Source organism: Pseudomonas quercus, assembly GCF_012033695.1.
GTDB lineage: Bacteria > Pseudomonadota > Gammaproteobacteria > Pseudomonadales > Pseudomonadaceae > Aquipseudomonas > Aquipseudomonas quercus.
In genome coordinates this window covers 64,021-83,996 of sequence record NZ_JAAVJI010000013.1, presented here as the reverse complement: position 1 = coordinate 83,996, position 19,976 = coordinate 64,021, and the positions used below count along the sequence as shown (strand labels likewise).

Here is a 19,976-nt window from a genome sequence, read left to right as displayed (position 1 = left end):
GCAATGACGCTACAGCTCTGATGCGTTGTTGGGCTACACTGGCGTCATTCTCTTCTGGCGTTCTGTGAGGTTGCCCATGGCCGAGTACAAAGCCCCGTTGCGCGATATGCGCTTCGTCCTTGAGGAAGTGTTCGAAGCCCCGGCCATGTGGGCCAGCCTGCCGGCACTGGCGGAGGTTGTAGACGCCGAAACCGCCATGGCCGTGCTTGAAGAGGCGGGCAAACTGGCCGGCACGGCCATCGCGCCCTTGAGCCGTGCAGCTGATGAAGAGGGCTGCCACTACGCAGACACTGTGGTCACAACGCCGAAGGGGTTTATCGAAGCCTACAGAACCTACGCTGAAGGCGGCTGGGTAGGGGTAGGCGGCGACCCGGCGTTCGGGGGCATGGGTATGCCCAAGGCTATTTCTGCGCAAGTGGAGGAAATGATCAACGCCTCCAGCCTGGCCTTCGGTCTGTACCCCATGCTTACGTCTGGCGCCTGCTTGTCCATCAGCGCCCATGCCAGTGAAGCCTTGAAGCAGCAGTACCTGCCAAACATGTATGCAGGTACATGGGCGGGCTCCATGTGCCTAACAGAACCTCACGCCGGTACGGACCTGGGCATCATTCGCACCCGGGCCGTGCCTCAGGGCGATGGCCGCTACAAGGTCTCAGGTACCAAGATCTTCATCACCGGCGGCGAGCATGACCTCACCGAAAACATCATCCATCTGGTACTGGCCAAGTTGCCTGATGCACCGCCTGGGCCCAAGGGTATTTCACTGCTGCTAGTGCCCAAGTTCCTGGTCAACGAAGACGGCAGCCTCGGCGCGCGCAACACCCTCAGCTGTGGCTCCATCGAGCACAAGATGGGTATTCAGGCGTCGGCCACCTGCGTGATGAACTTCGACGAGGCCGAGGGCTACCTGGTAGGCGAGGAAAACAAAGGCCTGGCGGCCATGTTCACCATGATGAACTACGAACGCCTGGGCGTAGGCATCCAAGGGCTGGCCTCAGGCGAGCGTTCGTACCAGAACGCTGTGGACTACGCCCGTGAGCGGCTACAGAGCCGGTCCCCCACAGGCGCCCAGGCCAAGGACAAGATGGCAGACCCTATCATCGTGCACCCTGATGTGCGCCGCATGCTGCTCACCATGAAAGCCATGAACGAAGGTGGGCGTGCTTTCTCTACCTATGTGGCCATGCAGTTGGATGTGGCCAAGTATGCCGAGGACGCCGCGCAACGCACACGGGCTGAAAACCTGGTGGCCCTGCTCACGCCGGTGGCCAAGGCCTTCCTGACGGACGCGGGGCTTGAAACCACGGTGCATGGCCAGCAGGTGTTCGGTGGCCACGGTTATATCCGTGAATGGGGGCAGGAGCAGCTGGTGCGCGATGTGCGCATCACTCAGATCTACGAGGGCACCAACGGCATTCAGGCACTGGACCTGATGGGGCGCAAGGTTGTAGGCAATGGCGGGGCGTTCTACCAAGCCTTCTCTGACGAGGTGCGGGCTTTTGCCAACAACGCCGGGCCAGCAGAGGCGGAGTTTACCGTGCCGCTACTGGCTGCGCTGGATAACCTGGACGCGCTTACCGCCTTGGTGCTGGACCGTGCCGCAGGCGATGCTCGAGAAATTGGGGCCGCGTCGGTGGAATACCTCCAGGCCTTTGGCTACACCGCCTATGCCTATATGTGGGCTCGCATGGCCAAGGCGGCCCTGGCCGGTGGCAGCGAAGCGTTCTATGCCAGCAAGCTGGGCACAGCACGCTTTTATTTCGCCCGCCTGCTGCCACGTATTCATTCCCTGGCCGCTTCGGTAAAAGCAGGCAGCGCGTCACTGTATCTGCTGGAGGCAGAACAGTTCTGAGCCGGCTTACACGCTGTAAGCCATCACCTACACGCAGTGGTGGCAATAGCTGATTGGCGCCTGCCGCTGCGTTGAGTATCTTGAGCACATGGACGTAGCGCAGGAAGCGCCGAACAGAAAAGGGACACGATAGGGATTACTGCCAAGGTTGGCGGAATGATAAGGATGTCAGGGATACAAGTCTGCAAACCCCGCCTCGGCGGGGTTTCTTGTTTCTGGCCAGGCAGCTATAGCGCTGTTTCTTGATCTTCCCAAATCATGCAATGGTTACACGGCATGGCATGTAGGGGGAGGTAGCAAGACAACCGCTGAACCGCAGCGGCACACAGGGGTCTGTGAGGTATACCCCTTCAAGGAAGTACCCCTCATGGACATTATTCGCATCATCTTCGCCATCCTGCTGCCCCCACTGGGCGTGTTTCTGCAAGTCGGTTTCGGCGGCGCCTTCTGGCTGAATATTCTGCTGACCCTGTGCGGTTATATCCCTGGCATCGTTCATGCCATCTACATCATTGCCAAGCGTTAAAGCAGCCCTTTGTAAAACAGCCACTCTTGCTCCAAGGCATGCGCCAGGTTTCGCGCCTGGCGGAAGCCATGTCGTTCCTCCGCGTAGTAGTGCACCTGTACGGGCACTTGGTTAGCCTCCAGTGAAGCGACCATGGCAGCGGTTTGCGCTGGCACTACCACGGTATCCAGCTCGCCCTGGAAGAAAATCACAGGTACACGGATCTGGTCCGCATGCAGCAAAGGCGTGCGCTCGGCGTAGCGGCTCGCGTCCAGGTCGGGGTCGCCGATTAACCAATCCAGGTAGTCCGCCTCAAACTTATGGGTTTCCCGTGCCAAGGCCGCAGGGTCGCTAACGCCGTACAGGCTGGCGCCACCACTGAAGACATCAAGAAACGCCAATGCGCAGAGCGTGGTGTAGCCACCAGCGCTGCTGCCTCGGATAAACGCATGGGTGCCGCCAGCCCAACCTTCAGTGCGTAGCCAAGCCACCGCATTGCCCGCATCCTCTACATCACTTATGCCCCAAGCGTGCTTGAGCGCCATGCGGTAATCGCGACCATAGCCACTGCTGCCGCGATAATTAAGGTCTGCTACAGCGAACCCACGCTGGCACCAGAACTGGATACGGGGCTCCAGAACCGGGTAGCAGGCGGAAGTAGGGCCACCATGGATAAACACCAGCAGCGGCGCATCGGTTGCCTCCCCAGCCGCGGGATAGAAAAAGCCGTGGGCCTGGCTGTCACCGCTGGGGTAGGTAAACGGCTTGGGCATACTAATGTGCTCGGCCGGCAACAGCGGCTCACTGCCTGCCAGAATCTCCACCGCACCGCTGGCACGGTCGATGGCAATCACGGCAGGCGGCCGGACCGCTGAAGCAGCGATGGCGTAGAGGTATTCAGCGTCCACCCCGACGCTTCTAAAGCGCGTGTACGCTGCGCCATAGCGTATGCAGGCACCTTCGCCGTCAACCTGCCCGAGCTTGCCAAACCCATCTTCAAACCAAGTGGCCACATAGCTGTGGTTCTCAAGCGGCCACCAGCTGTTAGTGCCCAGTTGCCATGGCGCCGTGGCATGGTCTGCCTCGGGGGAAAGCAGTGGCGCCCACCCTTCAGGGCTTTCCGCCCAAGGTTGCCAGAAACCATTACGGTCGCTAAGGCAGTACAAACGGTTGTCAGAGGTAAAACGCGGCTGTTGCAGGGCTTCGTGGGCGCGGTTCCCGGCAATGCAGCGCGGCGCCTGCCATGCGCCCGTGGCGTCCCGTTGTGCGCACATTAGGCGGGTACGGGTCCAAGGCAGTTCAGGTCGGCTCCACTCTACCCACGCCAGGCGCTGGCCATCGGGGCTGATTACGCCAGTACCGTAGAAATCAGCGCCTTCGGCCAGTACCTGGCGTTCGCTGGTCACCTCATCCAGCGCTACTAGCCGGTGCTGGGGGTAAGGTTCGGCTGGCGTTTCTTCTATCGCCAGTACCAGCCCATGGTGCCAGGCTAACCCGCCGTAATGACAGCCGCCCTTGCTCAGTAGCTCGGGTGCCTTGTCGCCGGTCACGGCCTGCCTGTACACCTGCTGGTCACGCTCATTCACGAAGTACAGTGCCGCTGGGCCGGCACAAAAGGCGCCACCGCCGTACTCATACACTCGGCTGCGTATGCTCATGTCTTCTGGGGTCAGGCAGTGTGCCTTTCCCTCGCGCCAGTGGTACAGGCGGCAGGCGCCCTCTTCAGGGCGGTATTCATTCCAGAACAGGCCGGCTTCACTCACCGCCAGTTCGGCGAAGTCTCGCCCGGCCGCGACTACAGCGTTGGCATCCAGGCCATTAGCCGCGGGCAATGATTTTTGAGTTTCGCTCATTTCGGTAGGTCAGCCCGTTGATAGGGGTGGTACTGCGTTCGGCGTCCTCCCGTGCAGCGAGGATCACCCCGTGGTGGGCGGATTTTGCGCACACCGGGTCGGCATTACTGGCATCGCCGGTCAGCATGAAGGCCTGGCAGCGGCAACCGCCAAAGTCCTTTTCCTTTTCGTCACAGGAACGGCAGGGTTCGGGCATCCAGTCGAAACCACGAAAACGGTTGAATCCGAAGGAGCGATACCAGATGTCGTCCATGGACTGCTCGCGCACATTGGGGAACTGCACCGGTAGCTGGCGCGCGCCGTGGCAGGGCAGGGCCGTGCCGTCCGGCGTGACGGTCAGGAAAATGCTGCCCCAGCCATTCATGCAGCCCTTGGGCCGCTCTTCATAATAGTCAGGTGTGACGAAAATCAACTTGCACGGGTGGCCTTGGGCCTCAAGCCGTGCACGGTATTCGTTGGTAATGCGTTCGGCGCGCTCCAGTTGCGCGCGCGTGGGCAACAGGCCTACCCGGTTCAGCTCGGCCCAGCCATAGAACTGGCAGGTGGCAAGCTCAACGAAGTCTGCTTCAAGCGCCAGGCACAGCTCGATGATGCTGTCGATGCGGTCGATGTTATGCCGGTGGGTCACGAAATTGAGCACCATCGGGTACCCACGGGCCTTGACCGCTCGGGCCATGGCCAGCTTTTGCGCAAAGGCTTTTTTCGAGCCTGCCAAGGCGTTGTTCACCTCTTCGTCACTGGCCTGGAAGCTGATCTGGATATGGTCCAGGCCTGCCGCCTTGAAGCTGTCCAGCCGGGCTTCGGTCAGGCCGATGCCCGAGGTGATGAGGTTGGTGTAGTAGCCCAGGCGCCGCGCCTCGCCGATCAACTCGGCCAGGTCTTGGCGCACCAGCGGCTCGCCGCCGGAGAAGCCCAGCTGGGCCGCGCCCATCTCCCGCGCCTCGGCCATTACCCGGAACCACTCTTGGGTCGTCAGCTCCTGGCCTTGTGCTGCGAAATCCAGTGGGTTGGAGCAGTACGGGCATTGCAACGGGCAGCGGTAGGTCAGCTCTGCCAGCAGCCACAACGGCAGGCCGATGGGCGGTGCCGCCGGCTCAGGCAAGCTGGAGCCAGTGTTTCTCACGTGCCACCTCCATGAACTCTTCCACGTCGTCGGCCAGCTCAGGTACGCCGGGGAACTGGGCCGTCAGGTGATCGATGATTGCAGCCACGCTGCGCTGGCCATCTACCAGCCCGCCAATGGCACTGGCGCTTTCGTTCAGCTTGATCATGCCTTCGGGATACAGCAGCACATGGCCTTTCTGGGCCGGCTCGTACTGAAAGCGGTAGCCTGGGCGCCAGGCGGGCACAAGGTGGCGGTTAAAGCTCATAGGGGAATGCCTTTATGCCAGACCCGCTCTGGGGTCACGCTGTGGTAAGGAGGGCGGTTCAGTTCGTAGGCCATGGTCATGGCATCCAGCATGGTCCACAGGATATCCAGCTTGAACTGCAGGATCTCCAGCATACGCTGCTGGCCCTCAGCGGTGGTGTAGTGTTCCAGGGTGATCGCCAGGCCGTGTTCCACATCTCGCCGGGCCTGCCCCAGGCGAGTACGGAAATACTCATAACCGGCTGGGTCGATCCAGGGGTAATGGGCTGGCCAGCTGTCCAGCCGCGATTGGTGGATCTGCGGGGCGAACAGTTCGGTCAACGAACTGCTGGCCGCTTCCTGCCAGCTGGCGCGACGGGCAAAGTTCACATAGGCGTCCACGGCAAAGCGGACGCCCGGCAGCACCAGCTCCTGGGAACGCAGCTGGTCAGGGTCCAGCCCCACGGCTTGGCCCAACCGCAGCCAGGCTTCGATACCGCCGTCTTCACCCGGGGCACCGTCGTGGTCCAGCAGGCGCTGAATCCATTCGCGGCGCACTTCCCGGTCTGGGCAGTTGGCGAGGATCGCCGCATCTTTCATCGGGATGTTCACCTGATAATAGAAGCGATTGGCGACCCAGCCCTGGATCTGCTCACGGGTAGCACGGCCTTCGTACATGGCCACATGGAAGGGGTGGTAGATGTGGTAGTACGCGCCTTTGGCACGCAGGGCGTGCTCGAACTGCGCCGGGGTCATTGCAGCGTTGTTCACAAGGCCTCCTATAGCTCGATGCTCATCCCGTCGAACGCGACTTCCACCCCGCGCCGTTCAACCTCGGCACGTTCGGGTGAGGCTTCGTCCAGAATGGGGTTAGTGTTGTTGATGTGGATCAGCACCTTGCGCGGTACGTTCAGCCCGTCCAGCACTTCCAGCATGCCGCCAGGGCCGTTCTGTGCCAAGTGGCCCATTTCCCGGCCTGTACGTGTTCCCACACCGCGACGCTGCATCTCGTCGTCTTCCCACAGAGTGCCGTCCACCAGTAGGCAATCGGCCTGGGCCATGCGTGCCAGCAATTCGTCGTTGACCTGGCCCAGGCCAGGTGCATAGAACAGGCGCCCACCGGTGTTCAGGTCTTCCACAATCAGCCCCAGGTTGTCACCGGGGTGGGGATCGAAACGGTGCGGCGAGTAGGGCGGCGCCGCGCTGCGCAGGGGGAATGGGGTAAAGCGCAGGGCTGGGCAGGCCGGTATGGTGAAGCTGCCGCTAAGCTCGATACGCTGCCATTGCAAGCCGCCATTCCAGTGGCTAAGCATGTTGAACAGAGGAAAGCCTGTGGTCAGGTCTTGGTGAACCATGTCGGTACACCACACCTGATGTGGGCACCCTTCTCGCAGGCTGAGCAAGCCAGTGGTGTGGTCGATCTGGCTGTCTAGCAGCACAATCGCGCCAATGCCGGTATCTCGCAGGGCACGGCCAGGCTGCAAGGGCGCGAAGCTTTGCAGTTGTGCACGAATGTCCGGGGAGGCGTTGCACAGAATCCAGGTCACGCCGTCATCGGACAAGGCGATGGAGGACTGTGTGCGTGCCGTGGCGCGCAGGGTGCCTTCGCGAAGGCCTCGGCAGTTGGGGCAGTTGCAGTTCCATTGGGGGAAGCCGCCACCCGCTGCAGAACCGAGGATTTGAACGTACATAAGGGCCCCTCAAAGCAGAAATGAAAACGCCCCGGCGAACCGGGGCGTTGTATCACCAAGCCGTTATCAACGGTTGGCGAAATACATGGTCACTTCAAAACCAATACGCAGGTCGGTGTAAGCAGGCTTGATCCACATGGGCATGATCCTCGGTCAGAACGCAGGGGGTGCAGGATTTAGTCCGCACCCGTGCGCGGACGTTCCTGTAAGTTCAGAGCGCATTGTACTCAAACTGTTGCCAGGCAACGGTGAAGAATGAAGAAAACCCCTTTACGGTTCCTGTAAGAATCCCTTGGCGGTATCCCAGCCCGAAGGCGCCTCCCCCCCATTGGCCAGTGCCAGCCAGCCGTGTTCAGCGTTGGACAAGCGCCAGGCTGCGCTGACCAGGTCCGCCGAACGCAGCTCGCCCATGGCCTGCTGCAGTGTGTTGAGATAGCGTTCGCTGTGGCCACCCAGGTGAGCCTGCCAAAGCGTATCGGCCAGCTGGCTGGTTTCCATTTCCTCAGGTTTGAGTCGGTTGATCAGCCCTTGGCGTTGGCCCACCAGCTTTTCACTGCCCAGGTTGCCGATGAGCCGTGGCAACTGCTTGAGGAAGTGTTCGAGGTGGTTGAGCAGGGCAGCCTGGTCAGTACCGGGCGATTGCACACCAAACACCAGGCCTGGCACACCGGCGATCTGACGGAAGCTGCTGAACACTGCATAGCCCAATTGCAGCTCTACCCGCAGGCGCTGGTAGAAAGGCGCTTGGGCGATCTGGGCAATCAGCCGCCAGGCGGCGTCTTCGCTGATCGACCCCGGCAGGGCCGGGCAGAACAGCAGCAAGGCATGCTCGCCACCTGGAGTGGGCAGCACGTTCCAGCGTTTGCCCTGCATGCGGCGGGCACGCGCAGGCATGTACGCGTCAGGAATACCCGGCATGGCACGCAAGGCCTGGTTAAGTGCGCTACGGTTGGCCTCACCAAAACCTACGGCCAGGCCTTCCCAAGTGGCTGTGCTCCAGAGTTTCTGCAACTTGCCGGGTTGTACCTCTTCGCTGTGCTGGCGTGCAGGGCCACGGGCAGTGCCCAAGCAGTGCTCCGGCAACTGGCGTAACAGTTCACGAATAGGTGTTTGCACCGGGCGCGCCAAGGGTTCGGCCGCACGCCATACTTCGGGCGGTGGCGCGTTGAGCGTGGCCAGCAAGTGTTCCAGCAGGCTAGGCATGGGTTCGCTGATGCCGCTCAGGCGCAGTTGCCAATCTTCACCCAGGCGGGTGAACAGCACTTTCACGCCTGCTTGCTGCGCTTCATGCACGGTCCGTTGCAAGCCCCGGTCGAGCACTTGCCACAGGCCGGTCTGCTGGGAGGCCCCCGTGTTCCAGCGCAGCAGCAGCTCGGCTTCGTGGGCGCTGCTGTCCACACCTGGCGCATAGCGCATGGCACGGGCATCCCCCACAGGCTGGTCGGGGCGACGGTTGGGGCGCAGGAAACGGTTGCGCTGCGGCAAGCGCCAGTGGGCGGTCGGCATCAGAGGTGTACCGGCCTGCGCAGCATCAGGGACGGGATGCAACACGCGCTCGGGGCGCAACTGGGACAGCAGGTTACGCAGGGCAGCCAGGCCGTGGTCGTCCAGCAAGGCCCCGTGGCTTTCCGGCTGCGCCAAGCGCCGGGCCAGGTCCAAGGCGCCGCTGGTCAGGCGCTGGCGCTTGTGCAGCAGCGCGTACTCCTCACGTAACATGGGCCAGTCATCAACCGCTTCGAAAAATTCGAGCCAGTCGAACGTCAGGGCGCTGATGACCGGCAGGGCCTGTTGCCCTTGGGTGGTGAGGGTGAATTCGAAATCCAGCAGTGCCTGGCCTTGATACTGGTACGGCACGCTGACTTGCAGGCTTTCTATCAGCTCGCGGCGCAGCAGTTCGGCCTGCAGGCCACCGGGCTGTGCGTTAACGGCCCATGTGGTGAAAAAAGCGATGGCCTGGGGCGCGGCCTCTGGCAGGTCGGTACAGGCAAAGGCCAGGTTGAAGCGGGCGCCAGCGGCCTGTGGCTGCGCTTCGCCGGTAACGTCGCTGAGGGGTGGCGGTGCGGGGCGCGGGCGAGCCTTTCCGCGAGGAACCGTCGCACACGCCCGCTGTGCCACCCGGGCCAAATACTCCTCAGGCTGCGGCCCTACCAAGGTCAGGGTCATCTGCCCGCTGTGGTAGTGGTCCAGGTGGAACTGGCGCAGGGCAACCTGGAATTCCGGGCGTTCCAGGGGCAGGCTGTAGCGGTTGCCTGCATGGAACGCCCGCAAGGGATGCCGAGCGGACAACGGGCTGGTCAGCCACATCTGGTGGTGGGCTTGATGGTCGCGGGCCCAGCTGACGAACTCGGCATGCAGCACTTCGCGTTCGCGGCGCTGGTCGGTAATGCTCAGCCGCGGGTTAGCGAGCATTTCGCATAGCCGCTCCAGTGCCCCTGAAAACGCGGTAACCGGTACTTCAAAAAAATAATCAGTGGTTCGCTCACGGGTAGAGGCATTGAGCTGCCCGCCCTGGCGTTGAACGAACGGCATCAGTGCCTGGTCGCCTGCGAACCGCGTGGTACCCAAGAAGAAAAGGTGTTCAAGAAAATGAGCGAGGCCAGGCCAGGCGGGGTCGACATCGTGGCTACCGGCATCCACCCGCAAGAAAGCAGCCGCACGCTTGAGGCGCGGTTCGTGACAGATACGTACAGGTAGCCCGTTGTCGAGCACGAGCGTCTCGCCGGCAGCTGGATAAGCAGCAGACATAGGGATCCGATCCGAAAACAACAGGCACTAATCCTAGCGGATACCTGAAGGGTAAGGGGAAATTTCGTGTAATAGAATGGACATTCCAGAGCCCTCGCGTACAAGGGATGTACAGATTTTGCAGGCAGTTCTGGGGAGGGCTGTAACGCGATGCACTGAGGGTACGGCCAGGCTGGCTCTGCCGCTCAAGCGCAGGCAGAGCCTGGCGCCTACGACAATAGCCAGCCGAAAAAAGATGCAACCGGCCCTACAGTGGTCAGTTACGGAAGGCCGCGCCGGTGGCCACTACACTGGCCGACGGCAGCAACTGGCTGATGAAGCGGTTCCAGCGCGTGATATTGGCCGGGCCTACGAACACCACGTCGGCGCTTTGCAGGTCGAACTGGCGTGCAAGCAGGAAGGCCGTCGGCTTTTTCGCATTGAGATAGAACACGGTAGGTGGCTGGTGGGTGCCAGGCTGGGCACTTCGAATCACGTACACGGCTTCGGCGTTGGCCGTTTCCTGGGCAATGCCGCCGGCATTACCCAACGCTTCCATCAGGTTGAAGCTGCTGCCGCCATAGTTCATCACCTGAGGGTTGTGCACTTCACCCAGTACGTACACCTTGTTTGCGCGGTAGTTGCCCAAATGCAGCTGGTCGCCGTTTTTCAGGTAAAGGCGGCTGAGCGGCGAGTCCTTGCGGTTGAGGGTATCGATGTCCAGCACGTATTCCTTGCCGTCGCGCTTGAGAATCAGCCCTGCGAGGTTGGCATTGTCTGCTTCCCCACCGGCCTTGCTGATGGCGCTGACCATGGACAGCGGCACGTTGTTCAGCGGCTGGGTGCCTGGGTTGCGAAACGCACCGGACAGCACGACCTTCTGGCTTTCATAGGCCTGTACGTTCACATCCACCTTGGCCACGGTGAGGTACTTGGACAGGGCCTGCTGAAGGTCGGCGCGGAACTGTTCCACCGTCTTGCCACCTGCCGTAATGGCATTGATGTAGGGGTAGTAGATGGTGCCATCGTCGCGCACCACGCGGGCGGCGCCGTTGCCGCGCTCAGGGCCTGAAGGGGCGTTCAGTTCTTCATGCTCCCACACCGTGACCACCAGTTCGTCCCCTGGGCCGATGCGGTACTCCTCGGGCGTGTAGTTCAATAGCTCCGCCGACACCGGCTGGGGCGTGTAGAGGGTGTGCTGGGCATTGACGCTGGCGCTGGTGATCGGCACCACCTGCACCGGGCCATCGAGGCCCGTGTCTTCTGCGGCATCGTCCGGCGACATGTGCTGCCCCGGGGCGAAGGCACACCCTTGAAGCATCGCGCTCAACAGCAGGGCAACCAATACAGTGCGATTCATTTCAGTCTTCCTTGGATAAACAGACGGCTCGCATGGTGAGCGGCGTGTCCGTCAGTAAGCGTTCTTGTTGACGAAGCCTTTGAACAGGGTGAGCGCGATGATCTTCACATCCAGCCACACCGACCAGCGCTCGATATAGTCCAGGTCGAACTCCACGCGCTTCTGCATCTTGTCGAGGGTGTTGGTCTCACCGCGCCAGCCGTTGACCTGGGCCCAGCCGGTGATGCCTGGCTTGACCTTGTGGCGCAGCATGTAGCAACTCACCAGGCGGCGATACTGTTCATTATGGGCCACGGCATGGGGGCGTGGGCCTACGATGGACATATCACCCAGCAGCACGTTGAAAAACTGGGGCAGTTCGTCGAGGGAAGTGCGTCGCAGTACCTTGCCCAAAGGCGTAACGCGCACGTCGTCGCGGCTGGCCTGGCGTACGTCAGTGCCGTTTTCCTGCACGGTCATGCTACGGAATTTCCACACTTTGATCGGCCGGCCGTCGAGCCCATAGCGCAGTTGGCGGAACAGCACCGGGCCGCGGGACGTAAGCTTGATGGCGGCGGCGATGAGCAGCATGGGCACCGCGATCATGGCCAGGATAAGGCTGGAGGCAACGATGTCCTCCAGGCGCTTGATCAGGCTGCTGGAGCCCTCCATGGGGCTGTCGATCAGGCTGATGCTGGCCAAGCCGTTGATGCTTTCGCTACGGGCATGCAGCAGGTCGAACATGAACACGTCCGGGATCAGGTACACCGAGGCCGTGGTGTCGCTCAAGGCCTTGACCAGCCCCTTGATGACCGGCTCCTGCACCATGGGCAATGTGATATAGACCTTGTCGATACGGCCTTCATGGGCGTGCTCGATCAACTGGTCCAGGCCACCTTGCACGATGATGCGCCGGCCTGAACGGGACAGGTTCATCTGCTGGGGCTGATCGTCGTAGAAGCCGAACAGGCGCAGGCCCATCCAGGGTGCCTGGGCCATAGAGCGCGCCAGGCGCTCGCCTACCTGGCCGGTGCCCACGATGGCCACATTGCGCGTGTTGTAGCCGCGCTTGCGCAAGCTGTGCAACAGGCTGCGGATCACCAGCCGGTACCCGCCGAGGATCGCCAGCACCACGGCGAAGGCCTGCACCTGTTGCACGGGCGTCAAGGCTTCGTTCTGCGGCAGCAGTTCGTTGGCCAGCAGCAGGCAGACGAAGGTCAAGCACCAGTAGGTAGCGACCCGCCGCAGCTCACGGATAACCCGCTCTCCGCGCCAGGAGCCATAAAGGGTGTTGTATTCGCCCAGCCAGTGGAAGACCAGCACGGCCAGCAGCACCTTGCACCAGCTGTCACTGGTCAAGGGGCGGTGGTGGAGCCAGTCGGCCCACAGCGTGCCGCCGGCGACCACGGCCAGGTCCAGCAAGCGATGCGCCAGGGAAAGGAAAGACTGGTGGGCATGGAGGATGCCCTTGTGGGACGTTGACATGGCGGTGTCCTGTCATTGAAACGTATGCATGGCAAAGGTGTGGGAGACGAAAGCGTGGTGCCGGTTACAGCGGCGCCATTGCAGCCGGCATGGGCACCTGGGGTGCCGCTGCCAGGGCCAGGTGTGGCGTGTTGGCAACGGGGGGCAGTAGCCCCGCCTCGACACAACGCGTTTCCACACACTGGCGCAACTGGCGCTCGAAGCGGCGCTCACTGAATAGCTCGGCCTGTTCGCGGCAGGCCCGCGCGCTGATGCGGTGGGCTTCGCGCTCGAATGTCTGTACAGCGGCTACCAGAGACCCCACGGTTTGCTGCGGATAGAACACGCCGGTAGGGGCGGTATCGTCCAGGCCACGCACGGTTTCCAGCACGCCCCCTCGGCCAAAGGCGATCACAGGGGTGCCGCAGGCCTGCGCTTCCACCGGGGTGATGCCGAAGTCTTCTTCGGCCGCGAACACGAAGGCCTTGGCATTCTGCAAATGCTGACGCAGCACCTCAAAAGGTTGCTGGCCCAGAATGGTCACGTTAGGGCCTGCTACGGCGCGTGCCTTGTTTATTTCAGGGCCATCGCCAATCACCACCAGGTGCTTGTCCGGCATGGCCGTAAACGCTTGCACGATCAACGGGATCTTCTTGTAAGGCACCATGCGCGAGGCGGTGACGTAGTAGTCCTGCTTATCGCCGTTGAAGCTGAACCCGCTGGTGTCCACAGGTGGGTAGATCACGGTGGAGGGGCGGCGGTAAGCCTTGTCGATGCGCCGGCCAATGAACCTGGAGTTGGCGATGAACCCGTCCACGGCAGCGGCCGTGCGCTGGTCCCAGAGGCGCATGTAGTGCAGCACCGTGCGCGCCAGCAGGCCCTTTAGCCCTTTGTTCAGGCCACTCTCGGCCAGGTACTGGTGTTGCAGGTCCCAGGCATAGCGAATGGGCGAATGCACATAGCTGATGTGCAACTGGTCTGGCCCGGTCAGTACACCTTTAGCCACGGCATGGCTGCTGGACAGGATCAGGTCATAGCCCGACAGGTCCAGTTGCTCGATGGCCATGGGCATCAGCGGCAAGTAGGTCTGGTAGCGGGTGCGCGCTTTGGGCAAGCCCTGAATAAACGTGGTTTTCGCGTGCTTGCCGCCCAGGCGGGCGCGGTCCTCGTCACTGAGAAAATCGATCACCGCGAACAGGTCGGCCTGTGGCCATAGCTTGAGCATGGAGGCCAGCACCCGCTCTGCGCCTGCAAAGGTCACTAGCCAGTCGTGAACGATAGCGATTTTCATAGGTGCTCCATGGCGTGCTGCGCAGCGCCCTTGGTGAGGGTAGGTGAAGCGGGGCGGGTGGGGTTCAGGGTGTCCAGGCGGTTGCTGATCAGCCGTGCCGAGGTGTGCCAATTGAAACGCGCTACGTTGCGCAACCCCAGGGTTTTCAGGTGCCCACCGATGGAAGGGTTATCCAGCACAAGGGCCATGGCACGTGACATCTGGTCTATATCCAGCGGGTCGAAATACAGTGCGCTCGACTGCAGCACTTCCGGGATGGAAGCTGCGTTGGCGGCCAGCACCGGGCAGCCACAGGCTTGCGCTTCAAGCGGCGGAATACCGAAGCCTTCGTACAGCGAAGGAAACACGAAGGCGCTTGCGTTCTGGTACTGCTGGATCAGTTGGGCATCGGTCAGCCGGCCCAGGAAGCGGATGCGTGCATCACCGGCAGCCTGTTGCTGCAAGCTGGGGTCGGCAAAAATGCCGTTGGCGGCGCCCACAATCCGCAGCTCTACTTCCGGATGGCCCTCGATGCGCAGGAAAGCTTGGATCATCCGGGCAAAATTCTTGTGTGCGCTCGGAGAAGACACGGCCAGCAGGTAAGGCCGCGGAATTTCCAGCGGGTGAGGCCTGAATTCACCGCTCACCGCATTGGGCACTACCATGATGCGCTCGGCAGGCATGCCGTAATACTCGCCGATCTCGCGTTTGGAGAACTCGCTCACCGTGATCAGGGTGTGGGCTTTCTTGAGCATCAATGGCGTCATGCACCGGTAGGCCGTACGGAAGGCGCGGCTGTAGCTTTCCGGGTGGCGTACATAAGTGATGTCGTGGTGGGTCACCACTTGTTTGCCATAGAACAGGGGCGCCGTGGCACACAATGACAGCAGCCAGGGGTTGCCGTTGCGGCGCAGCCAGGTGGGCAGGTCCAGTTGCTCCCACAGGTGCCCGCTGCGTTGGCCGATGACCTTCACGTTCAGCTTGCGGGCGGTTTCCTCCATGACAACGCCAGGCGGCGACACGAATACCAGGTCGCTGCGCATGGCATTGAGGGCCAGGCAGATCTGCTCGGCAAACCGCTGTACACCACGCAATTCCTGCGTCAGAAAACGCGCATTGATGACAATCATCTTCGATACATCCTTGGGCAGCGATTCGCTTGGAAACGGTCTGCCTGGCCGATAGAGGCTCATGGGTTGCCGGTTGTGTTGAGTGGGATCAGCAGCGGCATGCCGCTGACCTGTATAGGGCCGTGGGGGGCGCCTGGCACCGTTAGCGTGACGCGGGTTGGCGTACCCTGGGTCCAGACCGCCAGCAGGCGTTCATGCCCTTTTTGAAACGTAAGTTGCACCAAGCCTTGGCGGTCAGCGCCGACGGGCGCGGTACCCGGTCCTATATCCGGCACGTACTGATAGCCGCTGAGCACTGGCGACAGGCGCTTGAGCGCTTCGTACGCCGGCTTGGGGCTAAGGTTATGGCGCAGCAGCCCAAAGTTGTGCTCCTGCTCGGCCGGGTCGTTGCCGTCATTGCTCAGGTCGTACCACCACAGGCCCTTCACTGTCGGAAGGGTTTTGGCCAGCAGGTAGGCCCGGGCCAGCCAGGCGGCCTGGGTCGTTTCATCGATCCCGCACGGGTGCAGGTTGGCCGTGCTGTGCCAGCCCATTTCGGTCAGGTACAGCGGCACTGGCTGGCCGGCGATGCTATCCAGGTGGGCGGAGACGTCACGCAGCCAATGAATCCAGCTTTCCGGGGTGTTGCCTCCACCGGTCTTTTCGCAGTGCACATAGGGGTGCAGCGACAGGCCATCCACGGCCTTCATCACGCCCCCTGCCACCAGGCGGTCGGCGAAGCCGGCCTTGATGCCTTGAGTGGTCACAGCGCCTGCCAGCAGCCGGGCCTTGGGGTCGATGCGGCGTACCTGGCTGGCTGTGTGGCGTACCAGTTCCAGGTAGGCATCGCTGAAGGCCTGGGAGGTGGGGTCTTCCAGGTCCCACTCGTTGTACACCTCGTAAAAGCCCACCTGGCCTTTCAACCTGTGGGCCACGACGTCCACAAAGCGGGCGTAGCCTTTGCGTACGTCAGGCGCAATCGGCTTGCTGTCGTTGGCATAGAAGCGGTTGCCGTACCCCAGCACCAGCACGCTGTTGATGCCGTTATCACGCTGCGCCTTGAGGTACCTGAACCCTTCCTCCGGCAGGCCCAATTGGCCCGGCTGCTGCTCCACCGTGGACCAGAACGCGTCATCCCGTACAGAGGCAATACCGGCCGCCTGCATGAGCGCCACAGGTGTGTTCACCGGCAGGGGCCGGTTGAACAGGTGCGTGCCGACACCCACGATAAAGGGCGCGGGGGCGCTGGCTGCCAGTGCGCCCAGGGGGGCACACAGCAGCAAGGCAGCGCTATACAGTGCGCGGCGCATGAAATACAGGCTCACGGTTGAAGGCTCGAAAAGGCAGGTCGACGGTGGAGACGGCGGGGCGCATGAGGCAATGGGCGACAGCCAGGCCCAGGAACAGCGACGCCACAGGCACCTCCAGCACGTCGGTGGTCCAGCTGATAAGCGTGATGCAGAAGGTGGCGGTCATCAGGGCGCCACTCATCCAGTCCTGGCGCGATGCCAGGCGGGCCATCACGGGCAGCAGCGCACCGAACAGCAAGAGGCCGCCTAGGCCCAGGGTGCTCCACAAGTACAGTGGTGTGCTGTCCGTGACCGACGGCATCACGGCCGAAAACACCGGGAACATCGCAATGCTGCTGCCTACCATGCCCAGCCCGGCGCCGGTAATACCCCAGCCCTCCGTATCGATGCTGTCGATCACCCTGGGCCAGGTGTTTACCAAGCGGTCATAGAAGGACGACAACACGCTGCTGTCCGTGGTGGCGTGGCCATCGAAATCGATCATTACTGACAGCACGGGCAGCGCGATGCCCAGGCTTACCACCAGCAGGAACAGCAGCCGGCACAGCAGCGGCTGGCGCAGGATCGGCAGCAGCATCAGGGCCAGGGCAAAGGCTGCTGCGGTGGACTTGTTGGTGGTGAGCAGAATGCCAGCGAAGGCGGCCGCCAACAGCATCGCCAGCAGTAGCCTGGCGCGTGTGAACGCGGTGAGGTACAGCGCATACAGCGCCATCATCATGGCTGCAGTGGTGGACATCCGCGCAAAGCCACCGGGGCGGTCGGTGCCGCCGTCAGACCAGGCCGTGTTGCCGTGTACCGTGGTGTCACCCAAGGTGTAGCTGTAGCCCTTCCACGGCACGCTGGTGTACTTGTCCAACAGGATGCCTGCGATAGAGGCTGCCAGGCACAGGCCTACCGCCCACACCATCAGCGGCTTGCGCTGTTGCAGGTAGCCGCCGCACAGCAGGCCGAACAGCAGCGGGCTGTAGATGAACAGGCTGAAGTCCACGTTGCTGAGGCTGGCACCGTGCAGCATGCCCAACAGGCTAGACGCGACCAGCAGCAGCAACCCCAGCCAGCCACCACGGCTCAGGCGCGCGGTCAGCAGTTCAAGCCCGAACAGCGCCAGGCAGGCCGCCTTGGGCAGGTACAGCAAGGCTGATGCACCTGCCATGTCCAAGTAGTAACGCAGCGCACCGGAGAAGGTTTCTACCCCAATCAGGCTGACGGCGGTGAGCGCGATCACCCAGGACTTGTTGAAGGCCAGCGAAGCCCGGCGTTCAGTGGCTGTGTACGGCAATGTCGCCACCCTGCGTGGATGCGCCTTTGTAGGCGGCCTGATTGAAAATGCCTTGGTAGGCGTCCAGCATCCGCTCCAGGTCTTGCAGGTGAGCCACGCTGCCCTGTGCCTGGTCAGTCAGCCGTTGCCGCAGCCCAGTGTCTTGGCCGATGCGTGTCATGGCCGCACCCAACGAATCGGTGTGCTCAGGGGCGCACAGCAGCCCATTCACCTCGTGTTCGATGATTTCCGGCAGGCCACCACGGCGGCTGCCGATCACCGGCACCGAGTAGGCGCAGGCCTCGACGGCGACCAGGCCAAAGGGCTCGTTCCACAGGGAAGGCACCACGGCCACGTCGATGCGAGGGTAGAACTGGTCAGGTGACTGATAGCCCACAAAGTGTATGCGTGGGTTGTCACCGGCCAGCACCCTGAGCTGGGCTTCGTAATCCGCCTGGCCCCGCCCGGCAATCTCCAGGGTGGCGTCAATGGTGAGCGTGTTGAACTGGCGGATCAGCCAGGCCAGGCCCTTCTGCTCGGACAACGTGCCCATGTAGCCGAAACGTACGGGCGCCAGCGCATCGCTTGAGGGCACTTGATAGGCCGCAATGGCGGCGTCGGCGTGAGGGGTAGCGCTGTAGACAACCGCAGGCTGGGCCTGGCGGAAAAAGCCTGCAGCGCGCACCCGTTGCAGCAGGTAATCGCTTACCCCCACCACGGCCGCGACCTGGGTGGAACGCTGGGCATGCCCGTGGCGCAGGCCGCGGCACGTGGTGCAGGGTGCCTTGCAGGCAGTGCCCTTCTTGAACATGTTGCTGCCTGGGCACATCAGGTACAGGTCGTGCAGCACCTGCACGATGGGAAGGCCTGCTGCAGTGATTTCATCCCAGGCTGCCACCGACCACCCCGCCAGGTTGTGGCATACCACCACGTCCACCTGCTCCTGCGCGATCACGTCCTGCACGTATTGGCGCATGGCGGCGTTGTAGCGGTCGCGCAGGTGCCAGCCCAGGCGAAGCAGCGCACCCGGACGTTGAGGGCTGTACGGCCAGTACGTGTTCAACAACCCTGCCCGGTACACCTTTACCCCGCGTACATAGCTGACGTGCAGGCCCGGTTCAGATCCCGTGGCCAACACGCACACGTCATCCCCGCGCTGCTGCAAGCCCTCCACGGTGCGCTGCAGCACGACCTCGGCCCCGCCTCCAATATGCGGGGCGTACAGGGTGTTGATGAACAGTAGTTTCATAGGGGGTAGGACTCGTGCATGCCCAGCCGCCCGGACTCACCGTCGCGAATCGCCTGCTCGATAAGGGTCAGCCGCTCCAGAGAGCCTTTGCGGCGAGCGACCTGGCGCAACAGGAACAGAAACACTGACCGGTTCAGGGTGTACAGCCAGCCGGACGCGGCCCATACATGCTTGTCGAACCAGGCCTGGTTGCGGGCGGCGTAGTAGGCGCGGAAGGGCGAATTGCCCAACAGAAAGGTCTCGTAGATGTTGGCGGTGCGCTCCTTGATGTTCCAGGAGTGCTCCAGGTCGTCCAGCACGGCTTCAGTGGCCAGGAAAATCTCGCCGCCCGAAGCCGTGATACGCCAGGTGTACTCGGTGTCGTCGGCATACAGCAGCAAGTCGCCAAGGGGCGTGCCGATGCGCTCGTACAAGGACCGGTGCGCGAGCAGCCCGCCGTAGGTCGTAAAGGGCAGCTTCACCAGCGGGCCTTTGGCGCGTGTGCTGTCCGGGCGGCCCCAGGCCGTGCGGCGCCAGACCTTGTAAGGCAGCTGGGCAATGTGAAAACCGAAGCAGCTGGAGCGCCATTGCACGGCAAAGGGGCGGGGCACGCCGGCGGCGATATCGGCCTGGTGGGTTGGGCGGAAGCCGATCACGGCCGTTTTGTCCCAGCCCTTGCCCTGTGCGCACTCGAACAGGCGCTTGTGCAGCGCATTGATAGCGCCCGCCTTGGGGGCGTTGTCGTCGTCCATCAGCCAGATGTATTGAGCGCCACTGGCCAGTGCGGCCTCGATGCCCACTTTGTAGCCTACGGCCGAGCCGGTGTTGGTGGGCAGGTCAATCACCTCCACCTGCCCTGGCCAGCTGTCGCACAGTGAGCGCAGGTTGTCGGTGGAGGCGTTGTTGACGATGATCACGCGCTGGATGCGGGGGTTGCCCAGCGACCGGCTGACCAGCGTGGTCAAATAATGCAGCCGCTGCCCGTAGGTCAGCGTGACCAGTGTGGTAGTGCCGTTCATGTGGCG

The 19,976-nt window shown here is 62.4% G+C and carries 17 protein-coding genes; 2 read left to right on the top strand and 15 right to left on the bottom strand.

All coding sequences use genetic code 11. The features are described from left to right. Nucleotides 1–76 precede the first annotated feature (76 nt). Together HBH25_RS18550 and HBH25_RS18545 are read left to right on the top strand one after the other, a co-directional pair. Complete coding sequence (locus HBH25_RS18550) at nucleotides 77–1,852, top strand: acyl-CoA dehydrogenase C-terminal domain-containing protein (protein ID WP_168085421.1); 1,776 nt, start codon at nucleotides 77–79, stop codon at nucleotides 1,850–1,852. A gap of 367 nt (nucleotides 1,853–2,219) precedes the next feature. After that, nucleotides 2,220–2,378 carry a YqaE/Pmp3 family membrane protein gene (locus tag HBH25_RS18545; RefSeq protein ID WP_168085420.1) on the top strand — a complete coding sequence of 53 codons (159 nt, stop codon included), beginning with the start codon at nucleotides 2,220–2,222 and terminating at the stop codon, nucleotides 2,376–2,378. Here HBH25_RS18545 and HBH25_RS18540 read toward each other — a convergent pair. The 15 genes from HBH25_RS18540 to HBH25_RS18470 form a co-directional block, all read right to left on the bottom strand. Next, entirely contained in the window at nucleotides 2,375–4,210 is a 1,836-nt protein-coding gene (locus HBH25_RS18540; protein ID WP_168085419.1) for a S9 family peptidase, read from the bottom strand. The genes HBH25_RS18545 and HBH25_RS18540 overlap by 4 nt on opposite strands. Then, a complete protein-coding gene (gene pqqE / locus HBH25_RS18535; RefSeq protein ID WP_168085418.1) occupies nucleotides 4,176–5,333 on the bottom strand; it encodes a pyrroloquinoline quinone biosynthesis protein PqqE in 1,158 nt (385 codons plus the stop codon). Before pqqE ends, HBH25_RS18540 begins: the two co-directional genes overlap by 35 nt. Next, nucleotides 5,305–5,580 (bottom strand): pyrroloquinoline quinone biosynthesis peptide chaperone PqqD, encoded by a 276-nt coding sequence (gene pqqD, locus HBH25_RS18530; RefSeq protein WP_168085417.1) that lies wholly within the window; start codon nucleotides 5,578–5,580, stop codon nucleotides 5,305–5,307. The genes pqqE and pqqD overlap by 29 nt, the downstream gene beginning before the upstream one ends. Further along, nucleotides 5,577–6,329 (bottom strand): pyrroloquinoline-quinone synthase PqqC, encoded by a 753-nt coding sequence (gene pqqC / locus HBH25_RS18525; protein ID WP_168085416.1) that lies wholly within the window; start codon nucleotides 6,327–6,329, stop codon nucleotides 5,577–5,579. The genes pqqD and pqqC overlap by 4 nt, the downstream gene beginning before the upstream one ends. Nucleotides 6,330–6,337: 8 nt before the next feature. Next, nucleotides 6,338–7,249 carry a pyrroloquinoline quinone biosynthesis protein PqqB gene (gene pqqB, locus HBH25_RS18520; RefSeq protein ID WP_168085415.1) on the bottom strand — a complete coding sequence of 304 codons (912 nt, stop codon included), beginning with the start codon at nucleotides 7,247–7,249 and terminating at the stop codon, nucleotides 6,338–6,340. Nucleotides 7,250–7,315: 66 nt separating this feature from the next. Then, on the bottom strand, nucleotides 7,316–7,387 hold the full coding sequence (gene pqqA / locus HBH25_RS18515) for a pyrroloquinoline quinone precursor peptide PqqA (RefSeq protein WP_168085465.1): 72 nt from the start codon (nucleotides 7,385–7,387) through the stop codon (nucleotides 7,316–7,318). Between the two features lie 132 nt (nucleotides 7,388–7,519). Further along, complete coding sequence (gene pqqF / locus HBH25_RS18510) at nucleotides 7,520–9,994, bottom strand: pyrroloquinoline quinone biosynthesis protein PqqF (RefSeq protein ID WP_168085414.1); 2,475 nt, start codon at nucleotides 9,992–9,994, stop codon at nucleotides 7,520–7,522. 256 nt (nucleotides 9,995–10,250) lie between these two features. Continuing rightward, a complete protein-coding gene (locus tag HBH25_RS18505; protein WP_168085413.1) occupies nucleotides 10,251–11,333 on the bottom strand; it encodes a polysaccharide biosynthesis/export family protein in 1,083 nt (360 codons plus the stop codon). Nucleotides 11,334–11,384: 51 nt separating this feature from the next. Then, complete coding sequence (locus tag HBH25_RS18500; protein ID WP_168085412.1) at nucleotides 11,385–12,797, bottom strand: undecaprenyl-phosphate glucose phosphotransferase; 1,413 nt, start codon at nucleotides 12,795–12,797, stop codon at nucleotides 11,385–11,387. Nucleotides 12,798–12,861: 64 nt separating this feature from the next. After that, on the bottom strand, nucleotides 12,862–14,067 hold the full coding sequence (locus tag HBH25_RS18495; protein ID WP_168085411.1) for a glycosyltransferase family 4 protein: 1,206 nt from the start codon (nucleotides 14,065–14,067) through the stop codon (nucleotides 12,862–12,864). Further along, nucleotides 14,064–15,176: a glycosyltransferase family 4 protein gene (locus tag HBH25_RS18490; RefSeq protein WP_168085410.1), complete on the bottom strand. Its 1,113-nt coding sequence runs from the start codon at nucleotides 15,174–15,176 to the stop codon at nucleotides 14,064–14,066. The genes HBH25_RS18495 and HBH25_RS18490 overlap by 4 nt, the downstream gene beginning before the upstream one ends. Before the next feature lie 59 nt (nucleotides 15,177–15,235). Further along, a complete protein-coding gene (locus HBH25_RS18485; protein ID WP_168085409.1) occupies nucleotides 15,236–16,465 on the bottom strand; it encodes a glycoside hydrolase family protein in 1,230 nt (409 codons plus the stop codon). After that, the gene (locus HBH25_RS18480) at nucleotides 16,446–17,744 is read right to left on the bottom strand and encodes a hypothetical protein (RefSeq protein WP_178089047.1); all 1,299 of its coding nucleotides are present in this window, start codon (nucleotides 17,742–17,744) and stop codon (nucleotides 16,446–16,448) included. Before HBH25_RS18480 ends, HBH25_RS18485 begins: the two co-directional genes overlap by 20 nt. Further along, complete coding sequence (locus HBH25_RS18475) at nucleotides 17,725–18,972, bottom strand: glycosyltransferase family 4 protein (protein ID WP_168085408.1); 1,248 nt, start codon at nucleotides 18,970–18,972, stop codon at nucleotides 17,725–17,727. The genes HBH25_RS18480 and HBH25_RS18475 overlap by 20 nt, the downstream gene beginning before the upstream one ends. Then, the gene (locus tag HBH25_RS18470; protein WP_168085464.1) at nucleotides 18,969–19,970 is read right to left on the bottom strand and encodes a glycosyltransferase; all 1,002 of its coding nucleotides are present in this window, start codon (nucleotides 19,968–19,970) and stop codon (nucleotides 18,969–18,971) included. Before HBH25_RS18470 ends, HBH25_RS18475 begins: the two co-directional genes overlap by 4 nt. Between the last annotated feature and the right edge of the window lie 6 nt (nucleotides 19,971–19,976).

Bases quoted from the DNA above. Each gene is read 5' to 3' on its own strand.
- pqqD (WP_168085417.1), bottom strand. From the start codon at position 5,580: ATGAGCTTTAACCGCCACCTTGTGCCCGCCTGGCGCCCAGGCTACCGC.
- HBH25_RS18495 (WP_168085411.1), bottom strand. From the start codon at position 14,067: ATGAAAATCGCTATCGTTCACGACTGGCTAGTGACCTTTGCAGGCGCA.
- HBH25_RS18545 (WP_168085420.1), top strand. From the start codon at position 2,220: ATGGACATTATTCGCATCATCTTCGCCATCCTGCTGCCCCCACTGGGC.
- HBH25_RS18490 (WP_168085410.1), bottom strand. From the start codon at position 15,176: ATGATTGTCATCAATGCGCGTTTTCTGACGCAGGAATTGCGTGGTGTA.
- HBH25_RS18500 (WP_168085412.1), bottom strand. From the start codon at position 12,797: ATGTCAACGTCCCACAAGGGCATCCTCCATGCCCACCAGTCTTTCCTT.
- HBH25_RS18470 (WP_168085464.1), bottom strand. From the start codon at position 19,970: ATGAACGGCACTACCACACTGGTCACGCTGACCTACGGGCAGCGGCTG.
- HBH25_RS18540 (WP_168085419.1), bottom strand. From the start codon at position 4,210: ATGAGCGAAACTCAAAAATCATTGCCCGCGGCTAATGGCCTGGATGCC.
- pqqF (WP_168085414.1), bottom strand. From the start codon at position 9,994: ATGTCTGCTGCTTATCCAGCTGCCGGCGAGACGCTCGTGCTCGACAAC.
- HBH25_RS18485 (WP_168085409.1), bottom strand. From the start codon at position 16,465: ATGCGCCGCGCACTGTATAGCGCTGCCTTGCTGCTGTGTGCCCCCCTG.
- HBH25_RS18475 (WP_168085408.1), bottom strand. From the start codon at position 18,972: ATGAAACTACTGTTCATCAACACCCTGTACGCCCCGCATATTGGAGGC.
- HBH25_RS18550 (WP_168085421.1), top strand. From the start codon at position 77: ATGGCCGAGTACAAAGCCCCGTTGCGCGATATGCGCTTCGTCCTTGAG.
- HBH25_RS18505 (WP_168085413.1), bottom strand. From the start codon at position 11,333: ATGAATCGCACTGTATTGGTTGCCCTGCTGTTGAGCGCGATGCTTCAA.
- pqqB (WP_168085415.1), bottom strand. From the start codon at position 7,249: ATGTACGTTCAAATCCTCGGTTCTGCAGCGGGTGGCGGCTTCCCCCAA.